14 protein-coding genes and 1 tRNA gene are annotated in these 14,700 nt (G+C 75.6%); 6 read left to right on the forward strand and 9 right to left on the reverse strand.

The features are described from left to right. Nucleotides 1-119: 119 nt before the first annotated feature. Nucleotides 120-190 (forward strand) — tRNA-Gly (locus tag PSED_RS32970). 304 nt (nucleotides 191-494) lie between these two features. On the opposite strand, the gene PSED_RS32975 is transcribed toward PSED_RS32970, so the two are convergent. Further along, on the reverse strand, nucleotides 495-1,565 hold the full coding sequence (locus PSED_RS32975; protein ID WP_041763048.1) for an FAD-dependent oxidoreductase: 1,071 nt from the start codon (nucleotides 1,563-1,565) through the stop codon (nucleotides 495-497). 54 nt (nucleotides 1,566-1,619) lie between these two features. Here PSED_RS32975 and PSED_RS32980 point away from each other — a divergent pair, with 54 nt between their 5' ends. From PSED_RS32980 to PSED_RS32990, 3 genes are read left to right on the forward strand one after another with little or no spacing between them, the layout of a single operon-like run. Then, nucleotides 1,620-2,318 carry a TetR/AcrR family transcriptional regulator C-terminal domain-containing protein gene (locus PSED_RS32980; protein WP_041760197.1) on the forward strand — a complete coding sequence of 233 codons (699 nt, stop codon included), beginning with the start codon at nucleotides 1,620-1,622 and terminating at the stop codon, nucleotides 2,316-2,318. Between the two features lie 40 nt (nucleotides 2,319-2,358). After that, nucleotides 2,359-2,793, forward strand: coding sequence for a VOC family protein (locus tag PSED_RS32985; protein WP_041760198.1), 435 nt, complete (start codon nucleotides 2,359-2,361; stop codon nucleotides 2,791-2,793). 7 nt (nucleotides 2,794-2,800) lie between these two features. Then, nucleotides 2,801-3,397 carry an AAA family ATPase gene (locus tag PSED_RS32990; RefSeq protein ID WP_013678546.1) on the forward strand — a complete coding sequence of 199 codons (597 nt, stop codon included), beginning with the start codon at nucleotides 2,801-2,803 and terminating at the stop codon, nucleotides 3,395-3,397. Between the two features lie 10 nt (nucleotides 3,398-3,407). Here the strand turns inward: PSED_RS32990 and PSED_RS32995 are convergent, their stop codons facing one another. The 8 genes from PSED_RS32995 to PSED_RS33030 form a co-directional block, all read right to left on the reverse strand. Further along, on the reverse strand, nucleotides 3,408-3,872 hold the full coding sequence (locus PSED_RS32995; protein WP_013678547.1) for a DUF6194 family protein: 465 nt from the start codon (nucleotides 3,870-3,872) through the stop codon (nucleotides 3,408-3,410). Nucleotides 3,873-4,111: 239 nt separating this feature from the next. Further along, the gene (locus tag PSED_RS33000) at nucleotides 4,112-4,873 is read right to left on the reverse strand and encodes a hypothetical protein (RefSeq protein WP_013678548.1); all 762 of its coding nucleotides are present in this window, start codon (nucleotides 4,871-4,873) and stop codon (nucleotides 4,112-4,114) included. A 103-nt stretch (nucleotides 4,874-4,976) separates the two neighbouring features. After that, nucleotides 4,977-6,020: a C40 family peptidase gene (locus PSED_RS33005; protein ID WP_013678549.1), complete on the reverse strand. Its 1,044-nt coding sequence runs from the start codon at nucleotides 6,018-6,020 to the stop codon at nucleotides 4,977-4,979. Next, nucleotides 6,020-6,520, reverse strand: coding sequence for a hypothetical protein (locus PSED_RS33010; protein ID WP_013678550.1), 501 nt, complete (start codon nucleotides 6,518-6,520; stop codon nucleotides 6,020-6,022). The genes PSED_RS33005 and PSED_RS33010 overlap by 1 nt, the downstream gene beginning before the upstream one ends. After that, nucleotides 6,517-8,043 (reverse strand): hypothetical protein, encoded by a 1,527-nt coding sequence (locus tag PSED_RS33015; protein ID WP_158511355.1) that lies wholly within the window; start codon nucleotides 8,041-8,043, stop codon nucleotides 6,517-6,519. Before PSED_RS33015 ends, PSED_RS33010 begins: the two co-directional genes overlap by 4 nt. 5 nt (nucleotides 8,044-8,048) lie before the next feature. Beyond that, nucleotides 8,049-10,562, reverse strand: a complete 2,514-nt coding sequence (locus tag PSED_RS33020) for a hypothetical protein (protein ID WP_143770713.1) — start codon at nucleotides 10,560-10,562, stop codon at nucleotides 8,049-8,051. 11 nt (nucleotides 10,563-10,573) lie between these two features. Next, a complete protein-coding gene (locus tag PSED_RS33025) occupies nucleotides 10,574-10,978 on the reverse strand; it encodes a hypothetical protein (protein WP_013678553.1) in 405 nt (134 codons plus the stop codon). A 143-nt stretch (nucleotides 10,979-11,121) separates the two neighbouring features. Then, nucleotides 11,122-12,120: a DUF6545 domain-containing protein gene (locus tag PSED_RS33030; protein WP_013678554.1), complete on the reverse strand. Its 999-nt coding sequence runs from the start codon at nucleotides 12,118-12,120 to the stop codon at nucleotides 11,122-11,124. Nucleotides 12,121-12,354: 234 nt separating this feature from the next. Here PSED_RS33030 and PSED_RS33035 point away from each other — a divergent pair, with 234 nt between their 5' ends. Together PSED_RS33035 and PSED_RS33040 are read left to right on the forward strand one after the other, a co-directional pair. Next, nucleotides 12,355-13,101: a hypothetical protein gene (locus PSED_RS33035; protein ID WP_013678555.1), complete on the forward strand. Its 747-nt coding sequence runs from the start codon at nucleotides 12,355-12,357 to the stop codon at nucleotides 13,099-13,101. A gap of 31 nt (nucleotides 13,102-13,132) precedes the next feature. Then, entirely contained in the window at nucleotides 13,133-14,698 is a 1,566-nt protein-coding gene (locus PSED_RS33040) for a hypothetical protein (protein WP_013678556.1), read from the forward strand. Nucleotides 14,699-14,700 lie beyond the last annotated feature (2 nt).

Consider the following 14,700-nt stretch of genomic DNA (forward strand, 5'->3'; position numbering starts at 1 on the left):
AGACGTCGAGCGGATCCGAACAGTCCGTGCGGATCCCGGCCCGAAACACCCCGATGGCCCGCAGCCGGGTGGACCATTCAATGACCGAGGGTGACGATGCTAGAGTGATCGCACGCCATGCGGATGTAGTTCAATGGTAGAACATCAGCTTCCCAAGCTGAATACGCGGGTTCGATTCCCGTCATCCGCTCTCACGCGAAGGCCCAGCTCAGACGGTGTCCACACCGGAGCGGGGCCTTCGTCGTTCGGTGATCCACCCACCGCGCGGGCCAGCCGGCCGACCGGAACACGGGCGTCCGCAGCGCCGTCCTCGTCGTCGCCGTCGGCGACCGGGCTACCCGCTGCCGGCGCTCGGATCCGGCGGTCGGCCTCGCTCCTCGCCCGCTGATGATCAGCGCAGCGCGCACGTCGGCCGTCGCACCCAGGCCGTCGTCCCACGCTGCGGGGTCGGCCCGGAGCCGGGCGAGCTCGTCGAGCCGGCCGAGGTCGGGAACTCAGCTGCCGACGGGCCCGCCGGCGAAGAAGCGCGTCATGTCGGCCGCGGCCGTCGGGCCGAGCATCATCGACTCCACCGCGGCGCACCTCGCCGCGATCGGGGCCGTGCGCGCGAACATCTCCTGCTCGTAGCGGCGGATCGCGGCGTCGGGATCGGTCCGGTGCGCGGCGATCGCCAGGCCGAGCTCGAGCGCGTCGAGCATCGCCTGGTTGGCACCCTCGCCCACGGACGGCATGAGGTGCGCGGCATCGCCGAGCAGCGTGACGCAGGGCTGCGGCGCCCAGGTCAGCCCCACCGGCAGCACGGCGTGCGACCGTCTGACGACGGGCCCTTCCGCCGCGTCGGCCAGGGCCGTCACCGTCGACGACCAGCCCGCGGTCGGGTCCGGCCCGTCGCGGTCGGCCCGCAGCGAGAGGTGGACGCGCACCGTCCCGTCGGCAGCGCGTTGACCTGAGAGGACGACGCCGTCGCCGATCACCCACAGCGACCCGCGCCCGACGAGATCCGCCGCAGGATGGTCGGCCGCGACGGCGCCGAGGTCGATCCCGATCTTGCCCGACGGCTGCGGTACGGCGTCCGTGAGCAGCGGACGGACCCGCGACCACGCGCCGTCGGCGCCGACGAGGACGTCGCAGCCGGCGGTGGTCCCGTCGGCGAAGGTGAGTCTCGGTGTGCCGTCGGGCCGGGTGTCGGCGCGGTCGAGGCGGTGACCCCACACGACCGTGCCGGCGGGCAGCGAGTCGAGCAGCAGGTCGCGCAGCCCGGTCCGCTCGACCTCAGGCCGAGCCATGTCGTCGGCACTGGTGTGCTCGACCAGCACCGCGCCGGTGGGGTCGAGTATCCGCAGGTCCTGGCCCTCAGGACGGGCGACGGCGCGGAACTGCCGCTCCAGCCCCGCCTCCCGCAACGCCCGCTGACCGGACTCGGGATGCAGGTCGAGGCTGCCGCCCTGCGGCCGGGCGGTCGGCGACGGATCGGCCTCGAGGACGGTCGCCGCGATGCCGTGCCGGTGCAGGACCCTGGCCAGGACCAGCCCACCCGGGCCGCCACCGACGATCGCGATGCGCATGTCCGTCACGGTGCCTCCTCGTCGATACGGTGTATCGCACGATACGCTGTATCGGTGGATGACGGCAGCCCGACGGTCTGGGAACGCGCGGAGCCGCCGCCCCGGACGGCCCCGACCCCGCTGAGCAGGGCCGCGATCGTGGCGGCGGCGATCGCGCTGGCCGACGACGGGGGGCTCGACGCGGTCTCGCTCCGCAAGGTCGGCGCCGCGCTCTCGGCCGGGCCCATGCGGCTGTACGGGTTCGTCGACAGCAAGGACGAACTGCTCGATCTCATGGCCGACGCCGTGCAGGGCGAGATCGGCGTGCCGGCGGGCGAGTGGCGGGTCGCGCTCACCGCGCTCGCCGAGGCCACGCGGGCAGCGGTACTGCGGCACGAGTGGTTCGCCGACCTGATGGGCGGGCGACCGCGGCTCGGCCCCAATCGGCTCGCCGTGCTCGAGGGTTCGCTGGCCGCGGTACTTCCCGCGTTCCCGGCCGTCGACGACGCCCGCCACGTCCTGTGGACCGTCCACGCGTACGTCGCCGGTGCGGTGCGGGCGGAGGTCGGCGAACGGCGCGCGGCGCGCAGGACGGGCGTCGACAAGCCTGCGTGGCAGGCCGCGCACGGCGCCTACCTGCGGCGCACCCTCGCGACCGGCCGGTTCCCGATGATCGAGCGTTTCGTCGCCGAGGGCACCGACGGGGATCCCGCCGCCGTGTTCGCGGCCGGGCTCGCCGCGGTGCTGGACGGCTTGGCCGCGCAGCGGCGGTGACCGTCGCGGCTCGCCGAACGTGGGCCCCTACCCTGGGACCGTGGCGACGCCGTGGAGCCTGACGATCGACTGTGCGTCCCCGAGCACTCTCGCCGGCTTCTGGGCCGAGGCCCTCGGCTACGCCCCCGCACCGCCGCCACCCGGCTGGTCGAGCTGGGACGCGTGGTTCGACGACCACGACGTGCCCGTCGACGAGCGTGGCGACGGCGCGTTCCTGCACGATCCCGCCGGCGTCGCCCCGGCCATCTCGTTCCTGCGGGTCCCCGAGGACAAGATCGTCAAGAACCGGATGCACCTCGACCTCGCCGTCGGCGGCGGCCGACACGTCGCGTGGGACGAACGCAGGCGCCGGGTGGTCACCGAGGTGGAGCGGCTCGTCGCGCTCGGCGCCACGGTGCTCGCCGAGGTGCCCGCGGACCGGCCCGACCACGTGACGATGGCCGATCCCGAGGGCAACGAGTTCGACGTCCTGTGAGCCGTCGATGATCGTCTGGGTCAACGGGGCCTTCGGCGTCGGCAAGACACAGGTCGCCCACGAGCTGCGACGACGTCTGGGCCGGGGCTGGATCGCCGACCCCGAGCTCCCCGGGTTCGGCCTGCACCGCATGCTGCCGCCGCATCTGCGCGGCGACTTCCAGGACGTGCCCGGATGGCGCGTCGGGGTGCGCGACGTGCTGGGCCGCCTCGACGCGGACGACGCGACCCAGCCGGTCATCGTGCCCATGACGCTCGTCCGCGACGACTACGCCGACGAGATCGTCGAGGCGCTCCGCATCGGGGGGCACGACCTGCGGCACGTCACGCTCGTCGCGACGCCCGAGACCATTCGTCGACGACTGGCCTCCCGTGGCGGAGCCGTCCGCGACCTGTGGGCACAGCGGCAGATCGACCGGTGCGTCACGGCCCTGACCGCGCCCCGCTTCGCCCGCCACGTTGCTACCGACGGACGGACCATCGACGAGGTCGTCGAGGACGTCGCCGCCGGCCTGGACCTCCCGCTCGCGCACGGCCGCGACGGCCGGGTCCGCGGCTTCGTGCGTCGTCGCGCGGTGCAGCTGCGGCACGTGCGGCTGCCCTGACGGTCTCAGCTCAGCCGCCCGTGCGCGCGGCGCGGTTCGCGGACTTGCGGGCGGCGAAGTCGTGCGCCTCGGCGAGGAGCGGTCCGACCGTCGTCGCGAAAGTCTCGTCGCCGGGGTTGAGGACACACACCCAGTGCTGTGACGCGTAGACGGGATGTGGGACCACGACGTCGAGAACCGTGGCGTCGTGGCCGGTGTCGAGCGGGCCGCCGTCGGCACGTGCGGCGGGCGGGGTACCGAACAGCCTCCGGTAGGAGTCGCGGGGCAGACCGATGTTGAGTCGGTACACGCCCTCGCGCCCGAGATCGGACGCGGAGTCGTAGGCGTCGGACGTCACGATGGTCGCGAACGGCATCTTCCGCTCGTCGGGAAGGTCGCCGTCCGGGTTGTGGATGAAGAACCGGTCGTCACCGAGAGTCATCGTCTCGACGCCGCCCAGTGCGTGGATGTGTGCCTCGATCGTCGCCGGGTCCATGGCCGGACGCTAACCCGATCAGCGGCCGAATCGCGGACATAAGTGTGGTTCAGATCACATTTCGACGCCGCGTGCCGAAGGCGAACCGCGGCGCGCGCGAGCCAGGCCGACCCCCGTTGTCGACGCCCTCGATCGTCACGTTCAGTAGCCAGACCGGGCCCCTGGAAGGCCCGCGCCGCCGGCATGCCGACGCGACCGGAGCCGCCCCTCGCGCGGCCGCGCCGGCGACCCGGTTCGACCTACCGCCCCGCGGGCCCCAGGCCGGCGACTCCGCCGGGGACCGTCGGCCGCTGCGAGCTCACCACGATCCCGCCGACCACGGACACGACCGCACCCACGATGGTCATGATCAGACCGAAGCCGACCGAGACCGACGCGCCCGGAAGTTCCTCGATCTGGCCGATCTGCGACCCGAGCCGGATGATCACGTAGATCCCCAGCGCGGCGGCGATGATCCCGAGGACGATCGGCAGCCGCTGGACCAGCGCCGGGATCGACGGCCTGATCAGCCGCAGCACGCCGATGATCAGCACCAGGATGCCCAGCACCAGCGTGATCTTGCCGTCACCCTCGGTGCCTGCCACGGAGATCGAGCCGAAGATCGGCGCCTGCACCGTCACCCAGGCGAGGAACGAGCCGATCGCAGTGAGCAGGCCGCCCACGACCGTGACGATCGCGAAGATCATGCCGGTCCCGCCCGGCCGGGACGACGCCCCCTCGCTCGGCCCGCCCTGTGCCGGGGCGCCGTATCCCTGCGGGTTCCCGTACCCCTGGGGGCCTCCCTGCGGCGGACCGTAGCCCGGCTGCTGACCGTAGCCCGGCTGCTGGCCGCCGGCCTGCTGTCCGTAGCCCGGCTGCTGTCCGTAGCCCGGCGGCGGACCCCCGGGTTGGGGCTGCTGCCCGTACCCCCCGGGCGGCTGGTTCGCGCCGGGCGGCGGACCTCCGTACGGCGGCCCCTGCTCCGGGTTCTGCGGCCACTGACCGCCGGGCGTGCTGGACATCGTTCCCCCTCACGACAGCCGCACCACATCGGTGAACCGGCCCGGCAGTTGTAGCAGACGAAACCGACCGAAATCGGTGTTCGGCGACATCGTCGCCGAGGCGTCATCCGGCCGCTCCCGGACGGACGGCGAATCCGAGCAGTTCCCGGACGTCGTAGGAGCTACCGAGGTCGCGCGTGCGGACGGGCGACCCTGCCTGCGGGGCCTCCAGGATCCTGTCGTTTCCCAGGTAGAGCGCGACGTGGTGCACCCCTGAGACCTGCCCGTTGGACGACCAGAACAGAAGGTCACCGGGTCGGGCCCGGGCGCGCGGCACCCGTGCGCCCGCGGTCGCCTGCATCCGCGACGTTCGCGGCAGCTGCACGCCTGCGGCCTCCCACGCGCGCACGACGAGGCCCGAGCAGTCGAACGCGGACGGTCCCGCCGCACCCCACGCATACGGCTTGCCGAGCTGCCCGCGGGCGAAGTCGAGGGCGGCGTCGGCGGGCAGGGCGTCGGCGGGCAGGGCGTCGGCGGGCAGGGCGTCGGCGGTGTCCGGCGGCGGGACGCAGATCGGGGCGCGAGCGGTGCCCAGTGCCGCGAGCAGGTCGGCGGCCGGCTGCTCCCATCTCGCGTACGCCTCGGGAAACGCGCTGCGCTGCACGGTCTGCGCGGCCTCGGTGAGCGGCATCCGGTCCCAGCCGGGGACGGCGAGCAGCCGATCGTAGAAGGACGCGGCCGCCCGGACGGGGTCGCGGACCTGGGCGAGACTGCCCCAGCCCTGCGACGGGCGCTGCTGGAACAGGCCCGCGCTGTCGCGGTCGCCGCCCGCCAGGTTGCGCAGCGACGACTCCTGCATCGCCGTCGCCACCGCGATCCAGCGGGCACGGTCGGGAACGCCGAGGCTGCGCCCGGTCTCGACGATCGACGAGGCGTTGCGCCGCTGCTCGTCGGTCCACTGCGGTCCACGGCCCGGCCTGCCGGGAGGTGGCGGCGGCGCGAGCGCGGCCACACAGCTCACCGGGCGCCGCGGCGGCGGCCCCGCCTGGACGACACCGATGACCGCGACCATGAGCAACGCGACCGCACCGACGACGACGGCGCACCCGACCCGACGCCCCCGCCGACGCCGCACCGGAGGGGTGAGCGTCGGGATCAGGAACGCCATCAGCGGTCCGGCGCCGGGTCGGCGCGGGCCGCGTCGGACACCCGCCAGCCGCGGCCGGTGTCCACGAGCTCGACGCGCAGCGTCATCGTGTCGAGCGGGACCAGCACGATCGCCGCTCCGGTGTCGGCCGGCAGCTCGCGAGCGGGTCCCGTGACACGGGTCGCCGGGACCGCGGCCGGGTCGGCGCGGGGGAGCACGACGCCGCCGAACTCGTCGGTGGCCAACGGACGAAGCCGGTCGAGCCAGCCCGCCGGGTCGGCGGTGTCGACCCAGTACTGCGCGAACCGGGTCGCGACCACGACCGGTCCGCCGCCGAGCGGCGCGGGCGCCGTGGCGACGACCTGCGGGGCGACGCTCGGCGGGGCGACGTCGGGCCCCGCGAGCCGGTCGGATCGCGACACGACGACGGCGAGCACCGTGAGCACGACGGCCGGCAGGACCCCGACCAGCACGAACCGGCGTCGGTCGGCCAGTACCAGTCGCAGGAGTCGCCCGGTCATCTTGGGAGCTCCGGCGTCCCGCGCGGCCGGGGCAGCGCCGCGCGACGTGGCGGCGGGAGGACGGCACCCGGCGCCGGTCCGACCGGTCGCGCAGGCGTGGTCCGCTCGATCACCCGCCGCACCACCCGCGTCGCACCGCGGACGAGCGCCCCCGCCGGGCCCGGCGCGGTCGTCCCCATCCGGCCCGGCAGCGGCAGCCGCGGCCTCAGCAGCCGGTACAGCAGCGCCGTCGCGATCCAGAGGAGGACGACCGAGGTGATCCCGCCGCCGTCGGCGATCAGGAACAGCACGACCACGCCGTGCGCGGCGACGCACAGCGCGGCGACGATCCCGCCCCCGACGACGGCGCCGAGCACGCGCATCGCCCGCTCCGGCGTCGCGGGCGCGACCAGCGTCAGCAGCGCGGCGAGCGGCGCCGCGACCGGGAGGAGCTGCAGGACGACCGTCATCAGCAGGATCGCGATGCTGCCCAGGATCTGCAGGCCGGTGACCGGGAGCGTCCCGGCGAGGACCGCGACGCCCGCACCGGTCCGCGAGACGCCGCGCCCGCGCAGGCTGTCCCGCACGTCCGGTGGCGCCGTCTCGAACGCCGCGCGCCAGTCGGCGGCCTTGGCCTCGGCGAGCGCCTGCCGACGGGCCGCGCGGTCACCGGGTGGGCCGGCGTCGAGGGCGCGCTGCTCGTCGACGGAGATCGTCTGGGCGGCCAGCAGCCGGTCGCCGAGTGCGGTGAGCCCGGGGGAGCGCTCGTAGCCGACCTCCCCGTCGAGCCAGCCGTCGTAGAGGACGCGGTCGTAGACGGCGGTCCGCAGCCGGTCGGGACGGTCGGGCACCCCGCCACCGCCGAGCGGTGACTCGGGCGCGAGCCGCGACACGACCTGTTCGCCCGCGTCCCACACCGATCCGCGGACCAGCCCGCCGAGCTCCCGGGACAGCTCGGGGCCCGGCCCGAACGACAACGCCAGCACCACCAGCGCGACGACGATCGTGCCGCCCCGCGTGACAACGGCACCGAGGTCCCCGCGATGGGTCGCGAGGAGCAGGGCGGCCGCGGCGACGACGGCCGCGGCACCCGCCCAGGGGGAGAACACGAAGTCGGCGACGACGGGCGAGGTCCGGGCCACGGCGTCGGCCAGCGCGGGCGCGTCGGTGCGGGAGGCGTCGCGCAGTGCCACGTGGATCGCGAACAGGACCTTCGCCGCACCGAGGAGGAAGTTCCCCACGAGCGTGTCGACCGAGGCGCCCGGGTCCCAGGCCGATCCGCCGCAGCCCAGGTCGTAGGTCGACCAGGTGAGCCCGCCGTACCCGAAGCGCGCGTACGGGTCCGCGGGGGCGGCGCCCGCCGAGGCGACCGTGCTGTCGATCGAGCCGGCGAGCCCGCCGGTCGCGGGCACGGCCGCGGGTGGGGCGGCGCAGTCGTCGGGCGCGGCCGGATCGGCGGCGGCGGGGCCGCCCACGGCCAGCACGAGCAGGACGGCGACCGGAACGGCGAGGCCGAACAGGCGCAGGCCCCGCCGCGCCGTCATCGGTGTCACCGCGGACCTCCCCCGAGGGCGGCGCGCAGCCCCGCGAGGTGCGGCCCGGACAGGTCCACCCGGACGGGTTCGCAGTGCGGTCCCGACCGCCAGTGGAACTCGCCGGGCGCGTCGGCGGGTCCCGGCAGCTGTTGGGCCTCGTGCGGCGCCACCCCGAGCAGCCGCAGGGCGTCGGCCCGGTTCCCGGGCTCGGTCCGGCCGACGAATGCGTCGTGCCACGGGATCGCGTCGCCGTCGTCGGGAACGAGGGACAGCAGGTCGGAGGCCTGCCGGGCCGTGACGACGGTCCGGGTGCGACCGTCGCGGACCAGCCCGGTGACGAGCGTGCGCCCCGCCGGCGTCGCCGTGAACCGGTGGACGTCGTCGATGCCGACGAGGGTCGGGGCGGATCCCTCGCGCACGTGGACGCGCTGCCGGACGAGCCACGCGGCGAGCCGCGCGAGCGTCGACGTGACCGGGTCGTCGGCACCGGACTCGGCGAGTCCGGTGGTCGAGACGACGAGCAGCCGGTCGGCCGTCGCGCTCCACGGTTGGTCGCAACGGCCGCTCAGGGCACCCGCGGCCGCCAGCGCCGGAGCCAGGGCGGCCGCGAGCCGTTCGCCCTCGGCACCCATGTGCTGCAGGGCGTCGACGACCTCGCCCGCGTCGTGTGCACGGTCGTGCCCTACCCGTTCGACGGCCTGGACCAGCAACGGGCGGACCTGGGCGCCGCTCCTGACGGCCGCCGGCAGCAGCTCGGCGAGGACCGCGACGACGAGCGCGGCCCGCCGGCCTGCGGCGTGGCGCCACGCGTCCTCGGCCGTCGCTGCGGGCTCCGGCGGGTCGTCGACCAGGGTGAACGGGTTGAGTACGCCGGGCGGCGCGTCGCGCAGGGACAGTCGGCGGGTGTGGCCGCCCAGCTCCGGGACGTCGACGAGCCGGCCGAGCGCACCGGACGGGTCGAGCAGTGTGACGAACGCGCCGCACGACCGGACGAGCTGCGCGGCCACCGCCCCGAGCAGGAACGTCTTGCCCGCTCCCGGACCACCGACGACGGGCGTCGGCCCCGCACCGGCGTCGTGCCACGGGTCCCACGCCAGGAGCCGGCCCGACGTGCGCGCACGCAACAGCAGCGGACCGTGGTCGTCGCCGATCAGGTCCGTGGCCTGCGGGACGGCCGTCGCGACATGGCGCAGGCTCATCCGGCGGCGGAACGCCGTCGTCGCGAGCGGCTCGCCCGGCACGAACTCGCGCGCGAGCCGGTACTGCGCCTCCGACCGTTCGACGGCGATCTTCGGTGCGTACCGGCGGCGGACCTCGTCGAACAGCTCGAGCGCCTCCCGCTCGGTGCGGCCGGGGATCGCCATCCGCCACCAGCCCTCGCAGCGCAGGGCCAGCGGCGAGTCGGTCTCGAGGTCCCCGCGGACCTGCTCGGCCGCCTCCAGCCCGCGCACCAGCGCGGACGGGACCTGCCGGCCGTGGTCGGCCTCGTAGTGCCGACGTTGCGCCTCCACCCGGTCCGCCGCCTGCCGCAGCCCGCGCGCCGCCCGGTCACGGGGCAGCACCCGCATCCGCGCCGACCACTCGACGGGGACCGGCAGGTCGTCGGGGACGGTCATCCACGGCAGGTCCTCACCGGGCACGTCGATGTCGCCCATGCGGCCCATCGAGGCGACCACCACGTGCCGCGTGACGAGGGCACCGTCGACGACCCCGGTGACGGCCACCGTCGGCGCATAGGGATCGGCACTCCAGCGGGCGAGACCGTCGACGGCGGCGACGTCCTCGCGCTCCCACTCGCCGTGGGGCGCCGCAGGCAGCACCGACTGCGCGGGCAGCCCGAGCGCACACGAGCGGTACAGCAGGTGCAGCATCCGCGGGGCGGGGAGCGGCGCTGCGCCGAGGGCCGAGCTCGCGAGCACGGCGTCGATGTCGCGGACGTCGGCGCCGAGCTCACCGTCGACGCGTCGATCGGCCGCCCGCGCTCCGCCGAGCCGCCGCGCCAGTGCGTCGCCCAGCGCGCCCAGGCCACGGCGGGGTCCGCGGACCTCGACCCCGAGGAAGACCTCCTTCACCGCCTTCGGCGAGGTCAGGGCCCGGCGCTGCTCGCCGACGAGGTGCGCGTCCCAGCTCACGGCACCGGGCACGTCGGGCAGCGGCCTGGCCCAGGCGTCGTGCCGACGGGCCCACTCCGCCGCGGCGTGGGGCCGCCACGTGACCCGCCAGTGCAACCACCTGCCCTGTAGCCGCGCGAGCGCGCCGGCGAGTGCGCCCATCAGGGCGTCGCGTTCGTCGTCGGGACGCATCGACCACGCCCTGGGCGCGACCGCGTACCACGCCGTCGTCCCCGTGGTGGCGTGGGCGAGATGCCCGGAGATGCCGCGCAACGCCAGCCGCGGGGTGTACTCGCGTACCGCGGGGTCGGCTCCGGTGCGTGCGGGACGGCGCGGCGCGAACGGCTCGGCGACCGGCCCGAGGTCCGGGGTCACCGTCGGGGTGCGGCGCAGCGGCGCGAGCGTCGGCCGCTGCACCGGGACGAGGCTCACCGCGGCGGCCCGGGGACAGGGCGTGCGGCGACCTGGAGGTGCACCTGGAGGTGGACCTGGACGTGGCGGGGGTCGGCGACGAACGTCCGCACCGGCGCTTGCCGGGATCGCGGCGCGGCCAGCTCGGCCAGGAACATCCGCACGACAGCGCCCGCCGGACGCTCCGGCCCGACAACGCGCATCGTGAGCCGGGCGCCGCCGACCGCCAGCACACCGACCACCACCCAGCCGAGCAGGCCCGGCAGCACCCCGACCGTCTGCCGGAGCACCGCGAGGGGCAGCAGCCAGCAGACCCACGCCCCGTAGGCGCGGTAACGCGCCTGCCACGGCACGGGCCGCCCGGGCGGACCGAGATAGCGGTTCTCGACGGCGTACAGGTCGTCGTCGGATCGGGAACGCATCGTCGGCTCCTCGCGCCAGAATTCGCGGTCGGGTTCGTTGTGTCACGTCGCCGGGTCCCCGGTCCCCGATTTCACCATTTCGTTCGCACCCGTGAATATCGAGAATTCGCGAGTGCGAACGGCATCGGCGGTCGGTGTCGCCCTTATCCGGAGACGGGTTGCCCCGCCAGGAAACGGTCACTCCCGAGTCGCTCGGAGACGAGGACGAGCCAGGCGAGCTCGTCGGTCCAGTCACGCCCGCCGCGCGTCGCGGCCTCGGGCAGCGGCTCGGCCGGCGGCCGCCCGGAGCGGTGCGCGCGCACGGCTGCCGCGATCAACGCAGCGTGCACGTCCGCGCCGGGGCCGGTCGCGTCGTGGCCCGGGACGGCGGCCGCGGCGGCCGCACGGGCGATCGTCGCGTCGTAGTACGGGCCGAGCAGGACGAGGCCGTCGCGGATCTCGGCGGCCTGCCGGTGCCAGCGCTGCCGGGTGCGGGACGAGGCGAGCGCGACCTCGGGGAACTCGTCGCACAACAGCGTCCGCAGCGGTCGCAGGGCGTGCCCGACACGGCGTCGATCGGTCGCGACGGCCAGCTCCACGACGACCCGATCGGCGACCGGGACCACGACCGCGACACCGAGCCCCAGAGTCCCGATCACGGCTCCGACCAGGCCTACCGTGCCGAGCGGGACGACCTCGGTCGCCGCGTGGTGCACGGCCTGCGCGGTCGCGCCGATCATCCCGGCGGCGACGGCCGCCCGGTCGCCGGGTCGCCGGGTGCGGGCCGGCAGGCCGCCGGCGTGCACCGCGACCCGGGCCCAGGCGACGGCCGCCCAGCCGCCCGTCACGGCCGCCAGGGCGGCCGGTGCCCACAGCGGAGCGGTGGCGGCGGCGAGCAGCAGCACGACGCCCTCCTGCCGGAGGATCACCGCCGCGCGGCCCCGGCGTCGCAGGAGGCGCAGCAGCACGACCCCGGACGTCGCGGCGAGCGCGGAGGCCGGTGCGCGGGCGGTGCCCAGGTCGGTGTGTGCCACCGCGAGCAGCAGGGTCGTCGCGAACGCCGTCCAGGACACGGGGCAGCCCGGGTCCCGGCGGGTGCGAACGGCCAGTGCGGCCGTGCACGCCCCGAACACACCGGCGATCAGCAGCCCGGATGTGGTCACGGTCGCCTTCTTTCGAGCGTCGGGAAAGGGGAACGGGGCGGACGGTAACGAGGTCCGGGGCCGCCGCGGGCGTTCTCGCTGATGACGTTCGCACTCGCCCGACGGACTGTGTGCCGGTGCGAACACAATTGCGCGTTCAGCGCATCCGACCACCCGCGAATTGCTACACAGCCCTCTCGACCGCATTCCAGGGGGCAGTGCCATGACCGTCCGCACCATTCACCGGAGTACGTGATGACGCTGCTGCGACGACGACCCGTAGCGCCGCCACCTGCCGTCGCCGATGCGCACCGCGCGGCGCTGGAGGCGGTCTCCGCCGCGCACCGGCTGCACGTCCCCCGGTCGACGGTGCGCCGGTCGGCTCCGGCGCCCGGACCGCGCCGAACCTCGCCGCCGGGCGCTCCTGCCGATGATCGGCAGCCGTGGGCGGCCGTCCCGGCCGACCATCACGGCGCGTCGTCGTCCGGTACCACCCCGGCGCGCGGCCCGCACGATCCGCCCGACGCGGCATCCGGGGCTGTCGACGCGGCCGGGGCGACGAGCCTCGCGTGCGCCTTCGCACTCGACCTGACCAGCTGGGACGAGGACAACCCCGACCGCCGGGCAGCCGTCCTCGCCCGCTACCTGCCCGGCGTCGTCGACGTCGAACGGCTCGGCTGGGACGGGCGCGGCCGCCAGCGGTCCGAGACCGTGATCCCGGGCGCGCTGCACCATCTCGACGCCACACATGTGCGGGTCGACGTCCGGGTCCGGGTCACGCCGTTCGTCCGGCTCCCCGGGGTCGCGGCCCTGCACCCGGTTCCCGAGCACGAGCCGACGGGCGGAGCCGTGCTGTCGGCGGCGCCTGCGCCCGTCGCCCCGGGGTGGGTGGCGTGCGACTCCGAGTGGGTGCGCCTGCGTGTGCCCGTCGCGTGCGATGGCGCGGGCGGGCTCGTCGTCGACCTCGGCGCGGCGCGGCGGGACGGGCGCGGCGCGTGCTGACGCCGGGGCCCACCCGGCCGGGAGGTCGACGATGAGCATCGCGGCGCTCGCGGCGGCCGCGGCGATGGCCGTGGCCGGGCTCGTGCCGGCGACGCCGCCCGCTGCGAGCCCGTCGTGCGGATGGAAGGCCGAGGCGGTCGCGCTGTACCGGTCACTCCCCGCGGCCGACCGCGCCGCCGACCGGGTTCGCGCCCAGCTGGCCGCGTCCGGCGTGACCAGGCCGGGCTTCCTCGACGGCTGCTCGCCGACCGACGGGCCCGGCGACCGTGGCCCGACCGACGTCCCCACCTGCGCGACCGCCGGGCGGCCCTACTTCCCGGCCGCGGACTGGCTGTGGGAGCCGATCCCGGCGGGCGCGGAGCTCGACCCGGAGTCCGCCGCGATGACCGCGGCCCTCGCCGACGGCGACCACGTCCTGAACACCGGGGAGTTCGGCGTCACGCTCGTCGACGCGGACGAGATCACCCCCGGCACCCCGCGGGCTCCGGTCCCGTTGTCGGAGGACTGGGGTCCCGACCCGCTCGCGGGTCTCGACGTCCCCGTCCCCGCCGACGTGCAGATCCCCTCGGGGTCGGATGCGCACGTCGCGATCGCCGATCCGCGCAGCGGGAAGGTCGTCAACCTGTGGGGCGCGCACCGCAGCGGTACGGGCCTCGCCGCGCTGTGGGGTGCCGCAACCGATCTCGACGGCGACGGTCGCGAGCACGAGGGCAGCTCGACGGGGGCGGGGATCGCCCGGTACGCGGCGGTCGTCCGCGCCTCCGAGATCGCGGCCGGGGACATCCCTCACGCGCTGTTCTTCTCGACGAACATCGTCGAACCCGGTGAGGTCCGCTACCCGGCGACCAAGAGCGACGGGTCCAACATGGACGGCTCGGGGTCGCCGATCCCGGAAGGCGCCCGGGTGCAGCTCGACCCGTCGGTCGACGTCGCCTCGCTACCGGGCATCACTCCTGGTCAGGCCGCGATCGCGACGGCGCTGCAGCGCTACGGCGCCTACGTCGGGGACAACGGTGGCGCGCGGGCCGCGTTCATCGCCGAGTACGCGCCCGACTCCGACGCCTACGAACGGGCCGGCCTGTCCGGCGACTACGTCGCGCTCGACGCGATCCCGTGGGACCGGCTGCGGGTGCTGTCGGACTGGAGCGGCGGGACCCGCGCCACGCCCGGCGACGAGTCCGGCTCGGCCGATTCCGATTCCGACCCCGGCCCGGGCTCGGGCTCGGGCTCGGGCTCGGGCTCGGGCTCGGGCGACTCCCGCTCGGCCGACTCCCGCTCCGGCAACTCGCGGTCCGACGACCCCGGCACCGGGACGGGCTCCGGCACCGCGAACGGCTCCGGCACTCGGACCGGAACCGGGACCGGGACGGGCGGGGCAGGCACGGCGAATGACGAGGCCGGTGGCACCGAGCCTGGTGCCCTCGTGCCCGCGGCACGCCCGCCCGGCGCGACCCCGGGGACCGGCGAGGCCGGCTGTTCGGACGCGTCCGCCGCGTCGACGACACGCACCCAGCCCCGCTCGCCCGACGAGCTGCCCTACCTCGTCGACGCCGGCGAGACCTCCGAGCGCGCCGCTCACCGAACCCAGGAGAGGTAACG

Origin of the sequence: Pseudonocardia benzenivorans CB1190 (assembly GCF_000196675.2) — a bacterium.
In the GTDB taxonomy this organism is placed as follows: Bacteria; Actinomycetota; Actinomycetes; order Mycobacteriales; family Pseudonocardiaceae; genus Pseudonocardia; species Pseudonocardia benzenivorans.